The sequence below is a fragment of the Campylobacter concisus genome (assembly GCF_003048535.1).
GTDB lineage: Bacteria > Campylobacterota > Campylobacteria > Campylobacterales > Campylobacteraceae > Campylobacter_A > Campylobacter_A concisus_S.
Genome location: NZ_PIRQ01000004.1, coordinates 159,374 through 180,040 on the forward strand (window position 1 = coordinate 159,374; position 20,667 = coordinate 180,040).

The following is a 20,667-nucleotide window of genomic DNA, read 5'->3' on the forward strand; positions in this document are numbered from 1 at the left end:
ATGATGAGTGAGTTTTTGAGCGAAGTTTTTACCCTTTCACTTTTGTTTATAGCTATCGGATTTTACGCCGTTTATAGGGCTAAAAAGGCACAAAGCGAGCATGAGAAAAATGTGGCTGATTATGATAAAAACTTGCTAAATTTTGCCAGAATTTTAGGTGTAAAAGATCACATCGATCTAGTTAAATTTGATGAAATTTTGGCTGAGGCCTTAAAAGAAAAACTAATTTTTAAATTTAATAAATCTACCTCGCAAGAGAAATTTATCTCTTTTATAAAAGATGAAAATTTCAAAACCAAACCCCAAATTTCACAAAATTATATCGATGAAGCTTTTTTAAACCTTTGCGCCAGCTCGCTTGTAGAGCCATTTAAGCTAGCGATACTAAAAAACGAAGATCAAATTTATGGATTTTTGTTTGAAAAAGAGCATCTTTTTGCTCTTATTGATAGCGCTGCGCCGCTTGGCGAAAATATTATAATTTGCGAGTAAATCAAGTAAAATTCATCTCTTTTTAGATAAAATCAAGCCAAATTTCAACTATAAGGTAAAAAATGGCAAAAGAAAAAGATAGTGATAAAAAGATAGCTATCCCAGAGAGCGAAGCGGACAAGAAAAAGGCGCTTGAGCTTGCGCTAAAGCAGATAGATAAAGCTTTTGGCAAAGGCACGCTTTTAAGACTTGGCGACAAAGAGGTTGAGGCTATCGAGTCGATACCGACTGGCTCGCTAGGGCTTGATCTGGCTCTTGGCATAGGCGGCGTTCCAAAAGGCAGAATCATCGAGATCTATGGACCAGAGAGCTCTGGTAAGACTACGCTCACGCTTCACATCATAGCTGAAGCGCAAAAAGCTGGCGGAATTTGTGCATTTGTCGATGCAGAGCACGCACTAGACGTAAAATACGCTTCAAATTTAGGCGTAAATACAGACAACCTTTACGTCTCTCAGCCAGACTTTGGCGAGCAGGCACTTGAGATCGTTGAGACGCTTGCAAGAAGTGGTGCGATCGATCTTATTGTAGTTGATAGCGTCGCTGCTCTTACTCCAAAGAGCGAGATAGACGGCGACATGGGCGATCAGCACGTTGGTTTGCAGGCAAGACTAATGAGTCAGGCGCTTAGAAAGCTAACTGGAATTTTAAGCAAGATGAAGACAACTGTTATCTTCATCAACCAAATTCGTATGAAGATCGGTATGATGGGATATGGTACGCCAGAGACCACAACTGGCGGTAATGCACTTAAATTTTACTCATCTGTAAGGATAGATGTTAGAAAGATAGCCACGCTTAAACAAAACGACGAGCCTATCGGCAACCGCACAAAAGCAAAAGTGGTTAAAAATAAGGTCGCGCCTCCATTTAAAGTGGCTGAATTTGACATCATGTTTGGCGAGGGTGTGAGCAAAGAGGGCGAGATCATAGACTATGGCGTAAAGCTCGACATCATCGACAAATCAGGTGCGTGGTTTAGCTACAAGGCCGAAAAACTAGGTCAAGGTAGAGAAAACGCCAAAGCCTACCTAAAAGAGCATCCAGAAATTTCTGATGAGATAGTAGCGGCGATAAAAGGCTCAATGGGGATCGATCACCTAATAAGCAGCGGCGCAAAAGACGAAGACGACGACACAAACGAAGTAGGAGATGAATAATGGTATTTATTGAAGATGTAGAAGCTCACGAGGTTTTAGACAGCAGAGGCAACCCAACAGTTCGTGCGACAGTTAGACTAAGCGACGGAACCGAGGCAAGTGCGATCGTACCAAGCGGCGCAAGCACAGGCAAGCGTGAGGCGCTCGAGCTTCGCGATAAAGACGAGAGATACGCTGGCAAAGGCGTTTTAAAAGCTGTTTCAAACGTAAATGAAAAGATCGCTGAGGCGATAATCGGCCTTGACGCTTACAACCAAAGAGCAGTTGATGATGAGATGCTTGAGCTTGATGGCACGCACAACTACTCAAATTTAGGCGCAAACGCAGTCCTTGGCGTATCTATGGCAGTAGCTCGCGCAGCTGCAAAGAGCCTAAATATCCCACTTTATCGCTACCTTGGCGGTGCAAACGCTAGTATCTTGCCAGTGCCGATGTTTAACATCATAAACGGCGGCGCACACGCAAATAATAGCGTTGATTTTCAAGAATTTATGATCATGCCATTTGGCTTTAGCACATTTAGCGAGGCGCTTAGAGCTGCGACTGAAATTTACCACAAACTAAAATCTATCCTAAACACAGCTGGACACAGTACAGCTGTCGGCGACGAGGGCGGTTTTGCTCCAAATTTAAAAGATAACGAAGAGCCACTAAAGTTGATCTCACAAGCTGTAAAAGAGGCTGGATATGAGCTAGGCAGCCAAATAAAACTTGCCCTTGACGTCGCTTCAAGCGAGCTTTATAAAGACGGCAAATACGAACTTGAGGGCAAGAAATTTAGCAGCGACGAGCTCATTAGCTACTATGAAAAACTTTGCGAAAAATATCCGATATTTTCTATCGAAGATGGCCTTAGCGAGGACGACTGGAGCGGCTGGGCTGAGCTTACAAAAAGGCTTGGCAGCAAAGTGCAGCTAGTTGGCGACGATCTTTTTGTCACAAATGAGAAAATTTTACGCGAAGGTATCGAGAAAAACATCGCAAATGCAATCTTAATCAAGCCAAATCAAATAGGCTCAGTCACACAAACTATGCAAACTGTCCGCCTTGCTCAAAGAAACGGATATCGCTGCATAATGAGTCATAGAAGCGGCGAGAGCGAAGATGCGTTCATCGCTGACTTTGCGGTCGCACTAAACACTGGCGAGATAAAGACAGGTGCTACTTCAAGAAGCGAGCGCAACGCAAAATACAACCGTTTGCTCGAGATCGAACTTGAGGCTGGAGAGTTTTTGGGGGATAATATTTGAGCGAAATTTTAGATGAATATGGCAACACTGATGGCATATTTCATAAAATTTTAAAATACATTAGACCAACATTACGCTACATTATAGCCACCATTTGTGTGGCTATGTTTGCTTTTTATGTAGGCAATATGATGTTTGGCAAACGCTCACTTGATGTTATGCTAAGCCTTCAAAGTAAAAAAGAGAGGCTTAGCGAAGACGTGGAAATTTTAAAAAAAATGAACGCGCGTCTGCAAAAAGATTATTTTGAATTACAAGGCCTTGAGCCAGACTTTAATAAAAAGTAGGAATGATGAAAAAATTTTGGTTAGTTTTATCTATATTTGCAGCAAGCGTCTTTGCTAGAGAGAACCCATTTATGCCTATTAGCGAGCTAAATACAAGCGTTATGACAACAAATATCATAGAAAAATTTGATAGCTTTGATTCTCTTTCGTTTAAATTTCCAAGTGATGCGGCACTTTTACTAGATGTCACCATAAAATATAGAGCAAATGACGGCACCATAAAGGAAAAAAGGCTAGCTGATATAAATAAAACTATCGATTACAGCGATGAATTTGCTTTAAATAAGGTGAAAAATCCAGAACCAGTTGTGGCAAAAAAGCTAGATGTTTCGGTCACAATGGCAAATATGCCTAGCCAAAAAGTAAGCACTCCTGTGATAATAGAAAAAAATGAAACTAAAATTTCAAATAAAGATAGAAATAAAACTTCAGATATGCCAACTCCAAATGTTGTAGTGATCGATCTTAGCACAGACAAAACAAAAGAAACTACCACAAAGCCTGAACAAAAGGTGGTCGAAATAAAGATTGAGCCTAGTACAAAACCAGTTGATAGTGTCAAAAATAAAAAGGATGTTAAATTTTTAGGTTTTATAAGCTTTCTAGCCAACGACAAAGAGCTAAAAATCGCTACAAAAGCTAAAAATTTAAAGCATTTTGCTTATGAGAAAAATAAGATCGTTCTTGACTTAGCAAAGCCGCCAAGAAGCTTTAAAACTAAGAGCTTAAAACTTGAAAATGAATATTTTAAAAATGTGATCATAGGCTGGCATGATAGATATTTCAGAGTGGTTTTAGAACTTGATAAGATGCATAAATATAAGCTTGAAGCCGCTGAAAATGGATATTTGCTTAAGCTTTTATAGTTAAATTTTAAAAAGAGTAGATTTTATAAAATTTCAAATATAATACTTTTCAAAATAAAAATTTAAGGTTATTGGTTTGAAATACCCGCTTGATTGTAAAGATAATTTTGAAAACTCATTTATATTTTGGCTCACTCGCTACGTCAAATTTAAACTTAGCTCACTTTCGAATAAAGAGCTTCGAGATCCAAAGGTACTTGCAAGTGTGAATTACGCTCTAGGCCGTGAGGTAAAGAACATTGATCAGCTTGATGGTTTGGTAAAAAGTGCGAGAAATGCAGGGCTTACTGGTATAAATACCTACTTTAATCCACTTAAAAAAATATATGAAACGATGAAATTTTACGAGCTTAGCAGCCTAAAGCAGATCGATGAAGAGCTACTAAGCGAAATACTAGCTAGCACGACTGGCGGACTAAGCGATGCTAGTAAGAAAAATTACCGCATCTCGGTGATAAATTTCTTTGCATTTTTAGACAAACAAAACGAAGAGGACGGCAAGGCCCATGTTTTTGATATAAATTTAAAAAACTGGGGCGGAGTTAGTGGCAACAAAGGGCAAAAGCTGCCTGAGTTTATGGGCGAAGATGAGGTCAAAAAATTTCTTGATGCGATCGAGGAGAGTGATTTTAAGCAAAACTCAAATCGCAATAAGCTCATAATAAAAACGATAATTTTTACTGGCATTCGTGTGAGCGAGGCTCTAAATTTAAAGAGAAAAGACATCACTGAAGATGGCGATCTTTTTATCATTAGGATCCGAGGCAAAGGCAACAAATACCGCATCGTTATGATAAAACGACACTTAATAGAAGCTCATCTAAACGCGATCGCAATAAACTACATAAACAAAGAAGGCTATCTTTTCATCAATAAAAAAGGCACCAGGCTGACGCAGGCTTATGTTAGCCGCATAGTTGAGCAAATTTTATTTAAAGCCGGTATCAGAAAAGAGAAAAATGGTGCCCACATGCTGCGCCACACCTTTGCAACGATGCTTTACAAAAAGCAAAAGGACCTTGTTTTGGTGCAAGAAGCTCTAGGTCATGCAAGCTTAAATACCTCGCGAATTTACACACACTTTGATAGTGACAAGCTAAAACTCGCTGCAAAAGTAGCTGAGGATCTAGCAAACTAGAGCGCTTAAAGCCAAAGCAAACTAGCAATACTAAATTTAACTCATACAAAATTTAAAACATTATTTAACTATGAAACCCTATAAATATATGAGGAAATTTTGGCTTGCAAGCAGCCCAAAAGTTTGCTCTGTATCTAAATTTACAATCCGCAAGGCAAAAACTCTTACAAAAAGTGAAATTTGGCAAGCAAATTTTACTCTACTCGCCAAATTTATATCAAACTAGCCGATCTTTCTTATATTTGCAGGAAGTGCTTGTCTAGCGCAAGTACCAACCAACCAGTCATTTAAACTAAATTCGCCATTTCTTTTTGGATCAAGAAGTCCAAGCTTATTATGATTGACCCCTTTTTCTAAATTTGCGATCCCAAAAGCTGGCTTTCCATCGACGATGTGCGTTCTTATACCAAACTCATCATGACCAAATCCATGCTCGATACTAATAACTCCGCTAGCAACGCCATCCGTCACAAACGCCTCGCCAACTTGTGCTCCATAAGGAGTAGTCACTTTGACCTTATCGCCTGAGCGAATGCCCTGCTCACTTGCGATATCTGGTGCTATCCTTATGAAGTTGCTAGGATGAACAGCTCTTAGCCTTGGGCTAACAAAGGTGTAGAAGTGTTGGATATTTGACTTTCTTGAGCTTACTGTGTATTTCCACTCAGAGCGTGGGAAAAATTTCTCAAGCGGCGTGCCGTCACTTGCTACTGGCAGCATCAGAGTTGGCACTCCTGGCATATATTCGCCTGTTATTGAGTGTCTATGCCCACCGAGTGGCTCATAGTAGATCGAAGCTGGCGTAGGCGCTGGCACTTTTATGGTTGTTTTATCGCCCTTGTATGCGCTCTCGTAGCTATCATATCTGCCGCCTTTTGCTAGCACGTGCGCCACTTTTGGCTTCTCTTCGTCTTTTAGATAAGGATCGAGTTTGTCCATGATCTTTGAAATTTTACTAAGCTTTTTATCTTCGTTGCTTATATCTTTTACACCCTCGCCGTCAAAGGCTAAATTTGCCAAAGCAGCCGCGTAATACTGCTCTTTTACGTCAAGGTCCATGAAATTTCCGTCTTTGTCTTTGAAGGCATTTTTGCCAAAGCCTTTTAGTCCAAGCCTCTTTGCCACGGCTATATAAAATGCCTCAACGTCGATCACGCCGCCGTTTTTATCCTTTGCCTGCTTTGAGCTAACGGCTGGATAGCGCACGACTGAAGTTTTAGCAATCGTTCCCCAAAGAGAGTTTGGAAGTGCCCAGTTTTCTAAATTTACCCCATCTGGCACGATGTAGTCAGCATAGGCGTTTGTCTCGTTCATAAAGGCGTCGATGCCCACAAAAAGTGGTAAATTTTTACTATCTTTTAGCACATCTAAGACCGCTCTTTCAAGTCCTGCTTGTCCGTAAAGTACGTTTGTCATGTAGTTTATGAAAACTTTTACTTTGTATGGATAGCCGGCCTTGTGACTCGTAAGCGTTTCGTTTACAAGTGGCATAGAGATAGGATACCATGGCTGAGTTGATGGATAGCCGCTGCCGCCAGCTACTACTTTACGCTTATACTCCGAGCTTGTTTCGTAGTATTTGCCTGATCTTGATAAATTTAGACCATTTGGTTTATAAGCGCCCTCAAAGCCCTCAAGGTCATATCTGCCCTTTAAAAACTCGTGTGTGCCGGCACTTGCATTGACGTTGCCGCCTTTGTAGCCATAAGTGCCCATGAGTGTGTTTAGACAAAGTATCGCAAAAGTAGTCATACCAGCTTGCGTATGCATCATACCGCCATGCACGTTTGTGCTCACCTGTCTGCCGTTTTTAGTGAAATTTTCACAAAGCCAGATGATATCTTCAACACTTACACCGCAAATTTTTGAGTACTCCTCTAAGCTATGCTTATAAGCTGACTCTTTTAAAAGCTGCATTGAGCTTTTTACCTCGACTTTTTTGCCGTCTATTAAAATTTTGCCTTTGTAGTAGAGCTTGGCTGGTTCATTTACCTTGTAGCTTTGTATCTTGCCATCTTGCGAGCAGACCTGCCACTCGTTATTTATAAGTGCAAATTTGCCGTAGTCTTTGTGACCTTTTTCAGTGACGACTAGGTGTGTGGCATTGCACCAGTGTATCTCGCCTGCTAGCTTTGCTTGGTCTAAATTTGGCTGGATAAGGTAGTTTGTGGCGTATTTTTCATTTTCTATGATCCAGCGTATCATCGCCATGGCTAGAGCTGAGTCGGTGCCTGGCTTTATCGCTATCCAGCGGCCTTTGTCTGATGATGCGTATTTTACAGCGTTTGTAACACTTGGGTCGACTACCGCGTAGCTAAAATCATCTCTCATACCCCTTGTATAAGAGAGCATTTTTGCTTGTTTTTGGAAAGGGTTGCCACCATTTGACGGCGAAGTGCCCCAGTAGATAACAAATTTAGAGTTTTCATAGTCTGGTTTTGTGTGTGCAAAGCCCTTTGCGTTGTGTGCGATCTTACCACCGACCCTAAAGCCGCCACCGCAAATTCCGCCGTGTGAGTAGTGATTTATGGTGCCAAATGACTTTTTGACAAAGCGATCAACGATATCAGAGCGTCCGTCATATAGGTAAAAGCTTAAAAATTGATTACGTTTGGTGCCGTATTCTGGGTTTTCGCTGTCGATTAGCTCGTCGCTATATATTGCTCTTAGCCCATCAACATGCCCCTCACCAAAGAGATCTCCGCCCTCCACTACCTCTTCTACTAGCTGCTCAAAGCTTATGCTCTTCCACTTGCCCTCACCTCTTTTGCCAACTCTCTTTAGCGGTGTTAGTATCCTTGCTGGCGAGTCTATCATCTCAGGCAATATCGCTCCTCTAGCGCAAACTGTGGCTCGCTTTTCGTCTTCACCACTTAGTGTTGTGGCAAGAAGTGCGTCATTTATCGATGTGTCAAAATTTGCCCAGTGTACGTTTGAAAGTGGGTGGTATGGGTTGCCACTACATCTTACAACTTTGTCGTTTTTATCATCTACGTGAAGCCTTATACCACACTTCGTCGTACAGCCATGGCACATCGAAAAGATAACACTATGTCCATCACTAAGTGAAATTTTGCCGTCCTTTACTCGAAATTCAGGCTCTAGCGAGTTTGACTGCGGTTTATAGTCGTCCTTATCTTCATCTGCCAGTATAGCACTCGTGGTTAGTGTTGAGAGCACGGCTGATCTTTTTAAAAATTCTCTTCTTTGCATTATTTATTTCCTTTTACTGTGCTATCTCTTCGCTCCAGCTGATAACCTTTTTATATCCATTATCAAGCTCGAGTTTCTTATCGTTTTTAGCCAAAATTTCGCTAACGCCGTGGTAGAACACCTGTGGATTTGTATTTTTAGGGCTATCTATAACCATAGTCTCATGTGTGGCTAGAAATTTTCTAATATTTGAGTTAGGATCATTAAGATCGCCTATTATACGACTACCGCCCACACAGCTCTCTACACATGCTGGCTGAAGCCCTGCTCTTAGTCTGTGGTCACAAAAGGTGCATTTATCGGCCTTGTAGGTATGTAGGCTAAGATATCTTGCGTGATATGGACAGGCCTCTACGCAAAGCGCGCAGCCTATGCACTCTTTTGTATCAATCTTTACTATACCATTACTTCTTTGATGGCTAGCACCAGTTGGACAAACACTAATACAGGCTGGATTGTTGCAGTGGTTGCAAAGCCTTGGAAGTGACGCAATGACTGCCATTTTACCGCTTTTATCTCTTGCCTCGTACTCGGAAACAATGGTTCTAAAAGCGCCTGGCTGAACGTCGTTTTCCAACATACAGCTCATAGTACATGACTGACAGCCAACACATCTTGTTAGATCTATCGCCATGCCGTAGCGAACGCCACTACCACTAAAGTCCTTTGGTGATGCCTTTAGCGCGGTCGTAGCAAAAAATAATCCTGCAGCTGCAATGAAGCTGCGACGAGAATTTAAGGTCTGTTGCATAAAAAATTCTCCTTTCTTTTTAGAATTTTTCCTTATTTTAACATAGTAAATATTTTTTCTAAAGTTTATTTTATATTTTTGCAAAATGTATTAAATTTTGAGAATTTTTGTAGCACTTAAAAGATAGAATTTGGATAGTAAAATTTAGAAAGAAGTGGGAAAAAGATAGAAAATAATTTTCTATCTTCTTGAATTTATGCTTTGTAGTTTAGCATATAAAGGCGAATGACTTGCTCCGCTGTCATCTTTAAATTTCTAATCGCGACATCTTTTCTCATCGCTTCTTCAAGACTCACTGGCTCATTTAATATACAAAAATAGGCATCAATCCCATTTTTGTGGCAATCTTTGGCACATTTTTGCACGCTTCCAGCAAATGCGATCACTGGCTTATGATACTTTTTTGCTAGTTTTGCAACCCCAGTTGGTGTCTTGCCCATTGAGCTTTGAAAGTCCATACGGCCTTCGCCAGTGATGACTAGATCAGCCTTTTTGATCTCATCCTCAAGCGCGATAGTCTGCGTAATGATCTCAATACCTGGGCGAAGTTTCGCTCCCAAAAATGCCACGAATGCAAAACCAAGTCCGCCAGCTGCGCCAGCACCTTTTTGTGTGTGAAATTTACTATTAGTCTTTTCCTTTACAAGAGCTGCAAAGTGCTTTAGCCCATCATCAAGCTCTTTTACCATACGGCCATTTGCACCCTTTTGAGGGGCATAAACATGGGCTGCTCCATTCATGCCATAAAGAGGATTGTCTACATCGCAGGCGACTAAAAACTCGCAATCCTTTAGCTCTTTTAAAGCATCTTCATCTGTAAACTCATAAATTTTGGCTAGATTCTCGCCTTTTCCTTCAAGCAAAGTACCATCTTTATCATAAAATTTAAAGCCAAGTGCACTAAGCATGCCTGTACCAGCGTCATTTGTCGCACTTCCGCCGATGCCAATGATAAATTTTCTGGCACCTTTAGCAATGGCATCTTTTATCATCTGACCAAAGCCAAATGTGCTAGTTTTTAGTGGATTTCTCTCGTCCGGATTTATGAGTGTAAGGCCAGAAGCACTTGACATTTCAAGTATTGCAAGGTTATCTTTTAGTGCATATCTAGCTAAAATTTCAATTCCAAGTGGATTTTTTACTATCGTATCTATAAATTTTGCACCAAGTGCATCAGTCATCGCCTCTACACTACCCTCGCCACCATCTGCGATAGGCTTGACAACGACCTCGCAGCCAATCTCTTCTAGTCCTTCTTTTACAGCAAGGCCCGCCTCAAGCGAGCTAAGCGAGCCTTTTAATGAATCAATCGCAACTAAAATTCTCATAAAAGCACCAAAGATAATATGTAAACGCTAATTATACCAACGATACCCATTATAAACGTCATAGCTGTTTGCGTGCGATATCCTTGTTCTGCGCTCATCTTGCTAAAATTTGTCACAACCCAGAAGTAGCTGTCATTTGCGTGAGATACGCACATCGCACCAGATGCTATTGCCATGACGCAAAGTGCAGCTGAAATTTCACTCGTAAAGCCAAGTGTATGCATGAGAGAGTTGTCGGCACTAAATGCACCCATGATAGATGCTGTCGTGATGATAGCCACGGTCGAGCTTCCTTGAGCGGTTTTTAGTACGGCTGAGATAATGAATGGGAAGAAAATTCCTATTGCTTTTATGGCGGTTGCATTTTCTTTTATGAAATTTACAAAGCCGGCCTCAGTGATGACATTGCCCAAAACACCGCCAGCTGCTGTGATAAAGAGTATCGGTCCAGCGATCTTTAAAGATTCGTTCGTGATGTGGTCAAATTCTCTTATCTTTCTGGCTTCTACTAATAAAAATACGCAAAAGATCACGCCGATTGCAAGAGCAATGATAGGGTTTCCTAAAAATAAAAGTATCTTTGGCAAGAGAGCCGTTTTATCAAACATGCCTTGTTTTGCTAAAACATCGACAATAGAACCAATCGCCATAAAAATGATAGGCATGATGATAGGAGCAAGGCTCAAAAATCCACTAGGTAGCGTGCCAAATTTCTTTAAAAGCTCTTCGTAGCTAGCTGTGATAGCAGTGTCAGCATCTTTGTCGCTGATAGTCACGCTTTTGCCAACACTCTTTGAAAAGAAATAAACAGCTATCAAAACAGGCACTGAAACGACTGTTCCCATGATGATGACAAGGAGCAGATTTCCGCCAAGACCAAGTGTTCCTGCAGCTGCTATTGGACCAGGAGTTGGCGGGATAAAGACGTGAGATGCGTATAAGCCGCCACTTAGAGCGACTGACATCGCGACTGGGCTTGCTGAAATTTTCTTATAAAGTGCCTCGCGAATAGAGTTTAAAACGACAAATCCACTATCACAAAATACCGGAATGCCAACAACCCAGCCCATGATGAGCATAGCAAGCTCTGGACGCTTTTGTCCAACTAGCTTTACAACCATATCAGCTAGCTTTAAAGCAGCTCCCGTTTTTTCAAGCACGGTGCCGATGATCGTTCCAAAGATAATAACGATACCGATACTCTTAAATGTGCCACTAAAGCCGACACCTATCATCGCTGGGATCTTGGATAGATCGATGCCCGCGACGATCGCAAGAACCAAAGAAATGCTCATAAGTGCCAAGAATGGATGCACTTTTAGCTTAGAGATCATAACGATCATAAGTATGATGGCTACAACAAAACAGACAATTAGTGAGATTCCGCTCATAAAAACTCCTTTGCTCTGAGATTTTGCTTAAGATTTTAGCAAAATTTGCTTGTATTTTTTCTAATATTTTTAAGTTTTTTGATTAATTAAATTTTTTTGACATATTTGAGTAAATTTATGACTATTTGCCTAAATTTAGCCATTTTATAAGTTTAAAATTTTTAGCTTATTTTAAAATAACAAAACCAAGACCAAATTTATCAGTATGCCTATTATAATCAATCAAACTCTCGCCATATCCCGTAAAATACTGCAAATAGCCATAAACTCCGGTTGAGAAGATAGGAAACATATATGAAATTTCAGCAGCACCTTTATTTGTTTTATCAAAATGTAAGTTATTTCTTAGCATTAGGCTAAAAATGTGATCATTAAGGTTGTAGCTAAGCCTTACATCGCCATGCCCGATGTATTTTAATATATCTTTATTATCGCCCTTATTGCCCACTACCATCCAAGCTCTTGGCGAAATGCTAAGCTTGCCAAAAACAAAATCACTTTGCAAATAAGCTCTATTCCAGCTTCTTGAATTGCTACCATCTCGTCCATTTGACTCATGCAAAAGTCCAAATTTTAGGTTTTTTACACCTATTTGCTCCAAATATTTTGGCGAAGCAAAATTTAGAAAAATTTCTGGCTGATAGTTTGTCTCACGAAACGGCGCTGAAGTTCTTGTTATCTGCCACCAAGATGTCTGCGTGTAGGCTGCCACAAGGCTCTCTCTAAGTCCAAACAGGTCATAAAACAACGGCTTTGCAAGGCTTATTTGAAACTTAGTTTCAACACTTTTTCGCTCATCGTTTGGCACATTTTTAGCATAAGTTACTGGCAAAAGGTAGTTAAATTTATAAAGCTCGATACCAAGCGCATTTTGTAAATTTTTACCACTTTTATCTTCTCTTAAAAGATCGGCTTGCTTTAACTTTGCCTCTCTTGGTACTAGCTCACTTGCTTGCACATTTTGTATCGCTTCTTGCTCGTTTAAAGAGCCTTTGGCTAGCTCTTTATAAATTTGCATCGCAGCCTTTATGTCGCCACTTTGCTCCAGCTCTTGTGCTCTTTTAAAATCATCCAGCCCACTTGCCATCAAAAAACTAAGGCCAAGGCTTAAAAATAATAAAATTTTACTCATCATCTATCTTCTTTTCTTGGATTTTCTTTGCCATTTCGTATTCATCAGGGAAATTAACGTTAAAAAACTGCTCACTATCTTTAAAATTTACGACTTTGCATTTACAGCTTTTTCTCAAAAGTCCGATTTTATGCTCATTTTTTAAATAAAACTCATGAGCCAAAGTGGCAAGCCTTGGGCTAAAAAAACCACAAAGCGAGTGAATGTGCTCATTATCACTGGCCACGACCATGTCAAATTCATCTTTAAATTTAGCAAGCTCCTCTAAGCTTTTAAGATCAAAAAATGGCATATCAGCTGGTATCACAAAAATGCTATGATCAAAATTTTTAAGAATAGAGTAAAGTGCGAGCATTGGCGAATAGTTATCGTTATTTTCATCTTTTATAAGCTTTAGTGGCGGGCTAAATTTCTCAAATTTTGAGCTTACATAAACTTCGTCAAAAACTTTGCTAAATTTCGCAACCTCATAATGAGTAAGCGTCTTAAAACCACCAAATGGCAAAAGTGTCTTATCTTGCCCCATACGCGAGCTTTTGCCACCTGCTAAAATCACGCAAGTTTGCATCTTTTCCCTTAAGAAAGTTATGAGGCTAAATTTAGCTAAAAGCGGCTTTGATCTACCAAAAATATGTGATAAAAACTTATTTTTGTTTATACTACTTGTGAAATTTTAAGCCTGCTTTGCCTTTTTCATTGTTAAAAATTCCTCGTAGCGACGATCAATGATGGCTTTGATCAAGGCATAGTTTTCTTGTGAGTTTTCTATATAAAAATAGGCGTTATCAAAGTATTTTTCACCAAATTTTTTCGAAACAAAATCCGTATAATCCTGCAAATACCAACCATACATTTTGGCAAATTTTGTCCGATCAGTCGTATAGTAAGCTTTTGCAAAGGCTTTACCAGCAGTATTTAGCTCCGCGCTTCCAAGTACGCCGTCCATAGCGTCAAAAAGATACTGACGATAGTTAAAATTTTCGTCCATCTGTACTATATCGTCCGCAAAATCTGCCGCAAATTCCTTTGAATAAAATTTGTGTTCCATGCACCAGCGAAAGAAAAATGCAATGTGTGTCGCACCGTTTTCATGCGGTATATCAGTCGGCGCATCTTTTGCACCCCAATGCCATTTTGCTTTGTCATATACTATATCTGGCATTTTTATCCTTTTAAAATGCTCAATTTTACTAAAACCATCTTAATCGCAGTAAAAATCATGGCTATTTTATCCATTTGCTTGCCATGATTAAAAAAGATATAATGGCGCTTTTATTTAAGGAGAAGCAATGAGCGAAAAAAATCTACAAATTTTAGGCTGGATCGGCACATGCCTATCAGTTGTTATGTACTTTTCATACATCCCACAAATAATGGGCAACCTTGACGGCAACAAAACGCCTTTTATACAGCCACTAGCAGCCGCACTAAACTGCACAATCTGGACAAGCTACGGCCTATTAAAAGCTAAAAAAGACTATCCACTTTCTGCTGCAAACTTTCCAGGCATAATCTTTGGTCTTTTGGCAACTATAACAGCGTTTTAATGCACCATTTAGTTGTTGTGGCGATTTTACAATAAAACATTATTTGCTTCGCCGCAACAACTAATTTATAGTGTTTGCGCTATTTTGGCTAACTTTTCTTTAATTATATTGCCTTTTGAGCTTAGCGAAAAGATCATTTGCACTAGCTCCTCAGTTGTTGCCTCTATTCTTTTGTCATCACTATCTAAAGTTCTGAATTTGTTTAGGATAAGCGGACCGAATTCTTGATATGTAGACATAAAATCCTTATAGTCCTCTTGCAGTTCTGGTGCGTAAAAACTAATAAGCGAGTGTAATTTACCAATTTCAAATTTTGGATTTTCTATATTTAACTTTGGATTTATTAACGAAGCTACTTTGTAATGTATTCCCCCTAAAATATCCCCAACTATAATAAACGCTTCCTCTAGCTTTTGTCGCCTGAGTTTATTTTTCTCTTTTTTGTGTTTAGATTAGCGTACACCCATTGCGCACACATTGTTAGGACTGTACCAAGTATAATTTTCAATAAGTCAGATATCAAACTATCCATATTATTTTTTATAAGTCCCTTGGATCGGCGATTTTACCTGCTATGGCTGAGGCTGCTACAACTGCTGAGTTGGCTAGATAAATTTCACTCGTTCTATCGCCCATACGTCCTACGAAATTTCTATTTGTCGTCGAGATGCAGCGCTCATTTGCACCTAAAATTCCCATATATCCGCCAAGACAAGCGCCACAAGTTGGATTGCTCACAACCGCTCCTGCTTCGATGAAAATGTCAATTAAGCCCTCTTTTTCGGCAGCTCTTGCGATCTTTTGCGTCGCTGGAGTGATGATAAGCCTTGTTTTGCGGGCTACTTTTTTGCCTTTTAAAATTTGTGCTGCGATACGTAGGTCGCTTAGACGGCCATTTGTGCATGAACCGATAAATGCTTGATCGATAGCTAAATCGTCACGAACCGCCTGTCTTACGCTCTTGCCATTGCTTGGTAAAAATGGATATGCGATGACTGGATCAAGGTTTGTAACATCGATCTCTAAAATTTTGTCGTATTTTGCGCCCTCGTCTGAGTAGAAAAATTTTGGTTTATCACGTAAATTTTTATCTTTTAAAAACTCTTTTGTGATCTCATCAACCGCGATGATACCGCTCTTTGCACCAGCTTCGATCGCCATATTACACATTGAAAATCTATCATCCATGCTAAGGCCCTCTATCACCTCGCCACTAAACTCAAGCGCCTTGTAAAGTGCACCATCAACGCCTATTTGACGGATGATCTCAAGGATAAGGTCCTTACCGTAGACGTGCTTATCAAGCTTGCCTTTAAATATGACTTTAATGCTCTCAGGCACTTTAAACCAGTTTTTACCAGTGATCATCGCATAAGCTAGGTCAGTACTACCCATACCAGTGCTAAACGCTCCAAGAGCGCCGTGTGTACAGGTGTGGCTGTCTGCGCCGATGATGACGTCACCTGGGATGACTAGCCCCTTTTCAGGCAAAAGTGCATGCTCGATGCCCATATCTTTTTCATCAAAATAGTTTTTAAGGTCGTGTTTGTAGGCAAATTCGCGTGAAATTTTGGCTTGATTTGCGCTTAGGATATCTTTTGTCGGGATGTAGTGATCCATCACTATGGCAAAGCCGTCTGGGCTAGCTAGCTTTTTAGCGCCGCTTCGCTCAAACTGCTTGATCGAAATAGGCGTCGTGATGTCATTGCCTATGATCATATCGATCTTGCTTTCGATGATCTCTCCTGCGCCCACCTCTTTGCCAACGTGATCTGAAAATATTTTCTCGGTGATAGTTTGTTTCATAAATTTCCTTTAAATTTTTGAGGCGATTTTAACGAAAATTGCTAAATTTAAAGAAAATTTACTAAGCCAAAAGGCCTAGTAAATTTAGAATTTAACGCTAGCAGTCAGCATAAACTGGCGAGCATAGCCCGGTTGTATCGGTATGATATTAGCATCTGTACCAGTAGATGAGGACGTATAATAAAGCTTGTCGGTCAAGTTTTTGACGTTAAAGGCGAAATTTGTCTCATACCCCGCGATTTTGGTATCGTAGCTGATGAAAGCATCATAAACAACTGCACTATCCATCTTAAATGCCGTTCCTGCTGGTACGGCAGATAAATTTGTCCTCATATAGTATGTATACCACGAGCCAAAATATCTAGCTCCACCGCCGATCCTTAGACCTTTTACGCCTAGGTGGCTAAAGTCGTAGTTGGCAAAGAGGCTGGCTTGGTGCTTTGGCGTAGCTTCTAGCGGTTTGCCCACTAGCACGGCAAACGCGCCGCTATCCTTGCGCACCTCAGTTTTTGTGAATGCGTAGCTAGCGCCCACGCTTAGTCCCTGCGTCACGCGGCCGTTAAAGTCAAACTCAAATCCTCTAGAGCGCGCCTCGCCCACTGGCGTACTCACGCCACTTACGGTTCGCATGATGTTTTTCTTATTGATATTAAAAACCGCCGCACTAGCCGTTATGCTATCGTTTTGGAATTTAGATCCAAACTCTATACTTTTGCCCTCTTCAGGCTTTATATCGCCGATATCGCCTTTCATAGCCATTTGCGGATTGAAACTTTGTGCATAGTTGGTATAGACCGACCACTGAGGCGTTAGTAGATATAAAAGCCCAGTTTGCCACGTAAATTTGCCATCTTGCTGATCTGTGCTATTTGGTCCGCTAGTTGTGCCTCGAGCTACCTGATCGTAGTATTCATACCTAGTTCCTAAAGAGTAGATCAAGTTTTCAGTTAAATTTATGCTATCTTGTGCGTAAAATCCGATAGTTTTTAGCTTTTGATACTGAATGCCGGAGGCTCGGTCGGACGGATAGGCGACCGTGCCGTAGACTGGACTGTAGATATTTATCGGGAAATTTTTGTGCGTCGTGCCTGAGTTGAAGCTGTTTAGCGCGCCGGGTCTATAGCGGTAGTACTCCTTTGCGTCGATGCCAAAGAGTAAGTTATGCTCTATCTCGCCAGTTTTAACGTAGCCGTTTAAATTTAATGATCCAGCATGCGTGCGGTGGATAAATCCGTCATACGCCTCGTTTCGTCTAGCCGCAACGCCCGTGTTTAAATTTACATTCATTAGCCTTATGTGGCCGTACTCGTGCTTTGAGCGGGAAAACGCGTAAGCGCCGCGCAGTAGCCAGTCTTCGCCGATATTTTTTTCAAAATTTACGTCCACGGTGTCAAGCTTTGTTTTTAGCTTATTAAATGGCTCGTCAAGGCGTCTTTTCTTATCTATCGGCAGTAGCTTGCCAGTGCTTGGAATGAGATACATACCTCGGTCGATCGGATCGGTCGAGCGTGTGTGCACATAAGCCAAATTTATGCGGTAATCATCGGCTTTATACGAAAGTGAGGGTGCAAAGAGAACATTTTTATATTCGCCAAACTCTCTCCAGTAGTCCTTTTACATAGTATCAAATATAAATCTATACGCAAACCCGCTCTCCGCAATAGGTCCTGTGGTGTCAAAGCCTGTATTCCAGTAGTTGCGGTTGCCGATGCCCGCCCAAATTTCGTTTGAGAAGTCGTATTTTGGCTTTTTGGTGACCATATTTATGATGCCGCCAGGTTCTTGCGCGCCGTAGAGCAAGCTAGCCGGGCCTTTTAGTACCTCGACGCTTTCTACGGTTTTGTTAAAGCTATGCATGACGCTAGCAGGCACCCCGTTTCGCATGATCGAGCCGTCGCGTCCACCGCCAAATCCCCTTTTTATGATCGAGTCAAAGATGCCGCCCGTGGTGTTGCCGTAGCTAACGCCACTCACGTTTTGAAGGCTCTCAGCTAGGGTCTCTGGCTTTTTATCCTTTAGCTGCTGCTGGGTTACAACGTTTACCGTCTGCGGGATCTCAAGAATTGGCGTATTTGTCTTGCCCACCTCACTCGTTGTGGCTCTGTAACCATCGTCTGCGCTATCTTCTACACTGATCCCATCCAAGCTTACATCAGTAGCATTTAAAGCAGAAATAGCAAAACAAAGCACCGCACTAATGCGAAATTTATTCATTTATCATCCCTTAAAGAAAATTTAATATTATAAAAATAGTTATCATTATATAAAAATATATTTTAAATTTTTATGAAAAAAATTTACGAAAAATTTATATTTTAATAACATTACAAATAAAACATTTGTAAAAATTAAACATGGATCAGAAAATAGTTTTTTACTATTCTTTCATAGCCAGTGATAAAGCTTTTATTAAAACATTTTTGCAACATTTCTGATATAATCCCCACATGAAGTACGCACATTTAGTTCAAATAGCAAGTTATTTATCAAATTTTACAAAGATAAACCAAGCAAAACGCATTAATGATATGGCTATTTTAATCGAATTTAATGGTGAGAAGATCATCTTTGATCTAAACAAATCAAACTCTGCTATCTACAAAGATGACGAGTTAAAAGAAGCAAAAATTTATCAAGCACCATTTGATAATGTCCTAAAAAAGCGCTTTAACGCCTCGCATATAAAAAGCGTTGAGTGCTTAAAAGATAATAGAATTTTAAAATTTATCTGCACGCAAAGTGGCTCATATAAAAGTGAAAATTTTATCCTCTATCTTGAATTTACTGGCCGCTTTACAAATGCTGTAATAACTGATGGAAACAACGTAATAATCGAGGCACTAAGGCATATCGATAATAGCTACCGCAAAATAGAAACTGGCGAAGTTTTAAGGGAACTTCCAGTCATCGCTATCAAAGAAAAACCGTGCGAGCCCATAACTGACTTTGAGGCGTTTTTTAAGAGTGAAGCGGCCAGAGTAAATGAATCCAGGATAGCTAGCTTAAAAGAGGCAAAGCTCGTAAGCGTACAAAAAAAGATAGATAGCATGAGCGAAATTTTAAACTCGCTTGAAGATAAAGATGAGCTGATGAGAAAGAGTGAAGAAGCTGCAAATTTAGGATCACTTTTGCTTGCAAATCTAGGGAATTTTAAGGGCTATGAGAGGGAAATTTGTCTAAAAGATTTTGATGGCAACGAGATAAAATTAACTCTTAGCGATACTCCAAAAAACAGCGCAAATGAGTTTTACGCAAAATCAAAAAAGCTTCGCGCAAAAGCCCTTGGCGTGGAGATAGAAAAGAGAAATTTAAGCGAAAAGATCGAGTTTTTTGAAGGATTAAAATCTCTTTTAAAAGAAGCGAACAGTCTTTATGAGCTTGAAATTTTAAGCCCAAAAAACAAGGCAAAACAAAAAGAACGTCATGTAAAAGATGTGAGTGAAAATGCTGAAATTTTTTACGTTAGAGAGTTTAAGATTTTAGTTGGTAGAAACGAAAAAGGCAATATAAATTTGCTTGACCTTGCCAAAAAAGACGATATATGGTTACATCTAAAGGATACCCCAAGCGCTCATGTCATTATTAAAACAAACAAGAGCAAGGTACCCGAAGATGCGCTAAAAATGGCAGCTAAATTCTGCGTAGAATTTAGCGTAAAAGGAGCTGGCAGATACGAGGTGGACTACACCAAACGCGAAAATTTAAAACGTGAAAACGGTGCAAATGTCACTTATACGAACTATAAAACTATCATCATAAATAAAGGCTAAAAAATGGCTGTAACACCTTTAGGAAATAGTAACTTTATAAATCAAAACGCACCAGTAGTGTCGCAAGTGCATGCAAATCAACAAGCTAGATTTGATATGCAGTCTTTGATGGCAGCTGAGCTTGCCTCGCAACAAAGTGAAGAGATCAAAGAGGTGCGTCCGATGGAAGAGTCTTATAAAATAGACCCTGAAAAAGAACATGAACGCCAAAAAAATGAAGAAGAGGCAAGTGAGTTTGAGAGTGAAAAACAAAATTCAAGAGATAGTGACGAAGAAAATTTGGACGATACAGCAGATAATGAGGAAATAGTACCTAGCGAACATCACATGCTTGACATAACTATTTGATGCCTAAACACCCCAGCCCCATAAACACCACGTCTCAAGTCAGTGATACTCCCCAACACCTAACCCTCCTTCAAATTTTTAACGCAGTAAATAATAAAGAAAAACTTTTTAAGATCCACTCTGACTCACCTAAAGCTTGCCCACTTGGTGGCAAGATCGAGGGACTTTTAACCAACCACTTCCTAAAA

The 20,667-nt window shown here is 40.2% G+C and carries 19 protein-coding genes and 1 pseudogene; 9 read left to right on the forward strand and 11 right to left on the reverse strand.

From position 1 onward, the window contains the following. Window positions 1-3: 3 nt before the first annotated feature. From CVS93_RS05370 to CVS93_RS05395, 6 genes are all read left to right on the forward strand, one after another. Complete coding sequence (locus tag CVS93_RS05370) at window positions 4-492, forward strand: addiction module antitoxin (RefSeq protein ID WP_107686862.1); 489 nt, start codon at window positions 4-6, stop codon at window positions 490-492. Between the two features lie 62 nt (window positions 493-554). Beyond that, window positions 555-1,652 (forward strand): recombinase RecA, encoded by a 1,098-nt coding sequence (recA, locus tag CVS93_RS05375; protein WP_084109639.1) that lies wholly within the window; start codon window positions 555-557, stop codon window positions 1,650-1,652. Beyond that, window positions 1,652-2,902: a phosphopyruvate hydratase gene (eno, locus tag CVS93_RS05380; RefSeq protein ID WP_107686863.1), complete on the forward strand. Its 1,251-nt coding sequence runs from the start codon at window positions 1,652-1,654 to the stop codon at window positions 2,900-2,902. Before recA ends, eno begins: the two co-directional genes overlap by 1 nt. 104 nt (window positions 2,903-3,006) lie before the next feature. After that, complete coding sequence (locus CVS93_RS10035; RefSeq protein ID WP_180378667.1) at window positions 3,007-3,189, forward strand: hypothetical protein; 183 nt, start codon at window positions 3,007-3,009, stop codon at window positions 3,187-3,189. Window positions 3,190-3,194: 5 nt separating this feature from the next. After that, entirely contained in the window at window positions 3,195-4,055 is an 861-nt protein-coding gene (locus CVS93_RS05390; protein ID WP_107686865.1) for an AMIN domain-containing protein, read from the forward strand. 76 nt (window positions 4,056-4,131) lie between these two features. Continuing rightward, window positions 4,132-5,193: a tyrosine-type recombinase/integrase gene (locus CVS93_RS05395; RefSeq protein WP_107686866.1), complete on the forward strand. Its 1,062-nt coding sequence runs from the start codon at window positions 4,132-4,134 to the stop codon at window positions 5,191-5,193. Window positions 5,194-5,415: 222 nt separating this feature from the next. Here the strand turns inward: CVS93_RS05395 and CVS93_RS05400 are convergent, their stop codons facing one another. The 7 genes from CVS93_RS05400 to CVS93_RS05430 form a co-directional block, all read right to left on the reverse strand. Continuing rightward, on the reverse strand, window positions 5,416-8,406 hold the full coding sequence (locus CVS93_RS05400) for a molybdopterin dinucleotide binding domain-containing protein (protein ID WP_107686867.1): 2,991 nt from the start codon (window positions 8,404-8,406) through the stop codon (window positions 5,416-5,418). A 13-nt stretch (window positions 8,407-8,419) separates the two neighbouring features. Continuing rightward, window positions 8,420-9,157 (reverse strand): 4Fe-4S dicluster domain-containing protein, encoded by a 738-nt coding sequence (locus CVS93_RS05405; RefSeq protein WP_107686868.1) that lies wholly within the window; start codon window positions 9,155-9,157, stop codon window positions 8,420-8,422. A gap of 194 nt (window positions 9,158-9,351) precedes the next feature. Continuing rightward, a complete protein-coding gene (locus CVS93_RS05410; RefSeq protein WP_107686869.1) occupies window positions 9,352-10,485 on the reverse strand; it encodes a glycerate kinase in 1,134 nt (377 codons plus the stop codon). After that, window positions 10,482-11,876, reverse strand: coding sequence for a GntP family permease (locus CVS93_RS05415; protein WP_107686870.1), 1,395 nt, complete (start codon window positions 11,874-11,876; stop codon window positions 10,482-10,484). Before CVS93_RS05415 ends, CVS93_RS05410 begins: the two co-directional genes overlap by 4 nt. Window positions 11,877-12,042: 166 nt before the next feature. Then, on the reverse strand, window positions 12,043-13,011 hold the full coding sequence (locus tag CVS93_RS05420) for a phospholipase A (RefSeq protein ID WP_234400095.1): 969 nt from the start codon (window positions 13,009-13,011) through the stop codon (window positions 12,043-12,045). Further along, window positions 13,001-13,576 carry a molybdenum cofactor guanylyltransferase gene (locus CVS93_RS05425; protein WP_103579423.1) on the reverse strand — a complete coding sequence of 192 codons (576 nt, stop codon included), beginning with the start codon at window positions 13,574-13,576 and terminating at the stop codon, window positions 13,001-13,003. Before CVS93_RS05425 ends, CVS93_RS05420 begins: the two co-directional genes overlap by 11 nt. A 105-nt stretch (window positions 13,577-13,681) precedes the next feature. After that, entirely contained in the window at window positions 13,682-14,170 is a 489-nt protein-coding gene (locus CVS93_RS05430; protein ID WP_107686871.1) for a hypothetical protein, read from the reverse strand. Between the two features lie 127 nt (window positions 14,171-14,297). Here CVS93_RS05430 and CVS93_RS05435 point away from each other — a divergent pair, with 127 nt between their 5' ends. Beyond that, a complete protein-coding gene (locus tag CVS93_RS05435) occupies window positions 14,298-14,555 on the forward strand; it encodes a SemiSWEET family transporter (RefSeq protein ID WP_021091682.1) in 258 nt (85 codons plus the stop codon). A 65-nt stretch (window positions 14,556-14,620) separates the two neighbouring features. Here CVS93_RS05435 and CVS93_RS09755 read toward each other — a convergent pair whose 3' ends face one another. From CVS93_RS09755 to CVS93_RS09940, 4 genes and pseudogenes are all read right to left on the reverse strand, one after another. Then, the gene (locus CVS93_RS09755) at window positions 14,621-14,794 is read right to left on the reverse strand and encodes a hypothetical protein (protein ID WP_159071525.1); all 174 of its coding nucleotides are present in this window, start codon (window positions 14,792-14,794) and stop codon (window positions 14,621-14,623) included. Between the two features lie 301 nt (window positions 14,795-15,095). Then, window positions 15,096-16,361 carry a 3-isopropylmalate dehydratase large subunit gene (gene leuC, locus CVS93_RS05440; RefSeq protein WP_107686872.1) on the reverse strand — a complete coding sequence of 422 codons (1,266 nt, stop codon included), beginning with the start codon at window positions 16,359-16,361 and terminating at the stop codon, window positions 15,096-15,098. An 84-nt stretch (window positions 16,362-16,445) separates the two neighbouring features. Further along, a pseudogene (locus CVS93_RS05445) lies at window positions 16,446-17,906 on the reverse strand (TonB-dependent siderophore receptor); the annotation flags it as partial. 69 nt (window positions 17,907-17,975) lie between these two features. Further along, window positions 17,976-18,575, reverse strand: a complete 600-nt coding sequence (locus tag CVS93_RS09940; RefSeq protein WP_234400096.1) for a TonB-dependent siderophore receptor — start codon at window positions 18,573-18,575, stop codon at window positions 17,976-17,978. A gap of 233 nt (window positions 18,576-18,808) precedes the next feature. Here CVS93_RS09940 and CVS93_RS05450 point away from each other — a divergent pair, with 233 nt between their 5' ends. Further along, window positions 18,809-20,131, forward strand: coding sequence for an NFACT RNA binding domain-containing protein (locus tag CVS93_RS05450; protein ID WP_107686873.1), 1,323 nt, complete (start codon window positions 18,809-18,811; stop codon window positions 20,129-20,131). Window positions 20,132-20,134: 3 nt separating this feature from the next. Next, on the forward strand, window positions 20,135-20,479 hold the full coding sequence (locus CVS93_RS05455) for a hypothetical protein (RefSeq protein ID WP_107686874.1): 345 nt from the start codon (window positions 20,135-20,137) through the stop codon (window positions 20,477-20,479). The last annotated feature ends 188 nt before the right edge of the window (window positions 20,480-20,667 follow it).

What these genes read in the sequence shown, in the direction of transcription:
- CVS93_RS05370 (WP_107686862.1), top strand. Translation starts at nt 4, where the DNA reads ATGAGTGAGTTTTTGAGCGAAGTTTTTACCCTTTCACTTTTGTTTATA.
- recA (WP_084109639.1), top strand. Translation starts at nt 555, where the DNA reads ATGGCAAAAGAAAAAGATAGTGATAAAAAGATAGCTATCCCAGAGAGC.
- eno (WP_107686863.1), top strand. Translation starts at nt 1,652, where the DNA reads ATGGTATTTATTGAAGATGTAGAAGCTCACGAGGTTTTAGACAGCAGA.
- CVS93_RS10035 (WP_180378667.1), top strand. Translation starts at nt 3,007, where the DNA reads ATGTTTGCTTTTTATGTAGGCAATATGATGTTTGGCAAACGCTCACTT.
- CVS93_RS05390 (WP_107686865.1), top strand. Translation starts at nt 3,195, where the DNA reads ATGAAAAAATTTTGGTTAGTTTTATCTATATTTGCAGCAAGCGTCTTT.
- CVS93_RS05400 (WP_107686867.1), bottom strand. Translation starts at nt 8,406, where the DNA reads ATGCAAAGAAGAGAATTTTTAAAAAGATCAGCCGTGCTCTCAACACTA.
- CVS93_RS05405 (WP_107686868.1), bottom strand. Translation starts at nt 9,157, where the DNA reads ATGCAACAGACCTTAAATTCTCGTCGCAGCTTCATTGCAGCTGCAGGA.
- CVS93_RS05410 (WP_107686869.1), bottom strand. Translation starts at nt 10,485, where the DNA reads ATGAGAATTTTAGTTGCGATTGATTCATTAAAAGGCTCGCTTAGCTCG.
- CVS93_RS05415 (WP_107686870.1), bottom strand. Translation starts at nt 11,876, where the DNA reads ATGAGCGGAATCTCACTAATTGTCTGTTTTGTTGTAGCCATCATACTT.
- CVS93_RS05420 (WP_234400095.1), bottom strand. Translation starts at nt 13,011, where the DNA reads ATGATGAGTAAAATTTTATTATTTTTAAGCCTTGGCCTTAGTTTTTTG.
- CVS93_RS05425 (WP_103579423.1), bottom strand. Translation starts at nt 13,576, where the DNA reads ATGCAAACTTGCGTGATTTTAGCAGGTGGCAAAAGCTCGCGTATGGGG.
- CVS93_RS05430 (WP_107686871.1), bottom strand. Translation starts at nt 14,170, where the DNA reads ATGCCAGATATAGTATATGACAAAGCAAAATGGCATTGGGGTGCAAAA.
- CVS93_RS05435 (WP_021091682.1), top strand. Translation starts at nt 14,298, where the DNA reads ATGAGCGAAAAAAATCTACAAATTTTAGGCTGGATCGGCACATGCCTA.
- CVS93_RS09755 (WP_159071525.1), bottom strand. Translation starts at nt 14,794, where the DNA reads ATGTCTACATATCAAGAATTCGGTCCGCTTATCCTAAACAAATTCAGA.
- leuC (WP_107686872.1), bottom strand. Translation starts at nt 16,361, where the DNA reads ATGAAACAAACTATCACCGAGAAAATATTTTCAGATCACGTTGGCAAA.
- CVS93_RS09940 (WP_234400096.1), bottom strand. Translation starts at nt 18,575, where the DNA reads ATGAATAAATTTCGCATTAGTGCGGTGCTTTGTTTTGCTATTTCTGCT.
- CVS93_RS05450 (WP_107686873.1), top strand. Translation starts at nt 18,809, where the DNA reads ATGAAGTACGCACATTTAGTTCAAATAGCAAGTTATTTATCAAATTTT.
- CVS93_RS05455 (WP_107686874.1), top strand. Translation starts at nt 20,135, where the DNA reads ATGGCTGTAACACCTTTAGGAAATAGTAACTTTATAAATCAAAACGCA.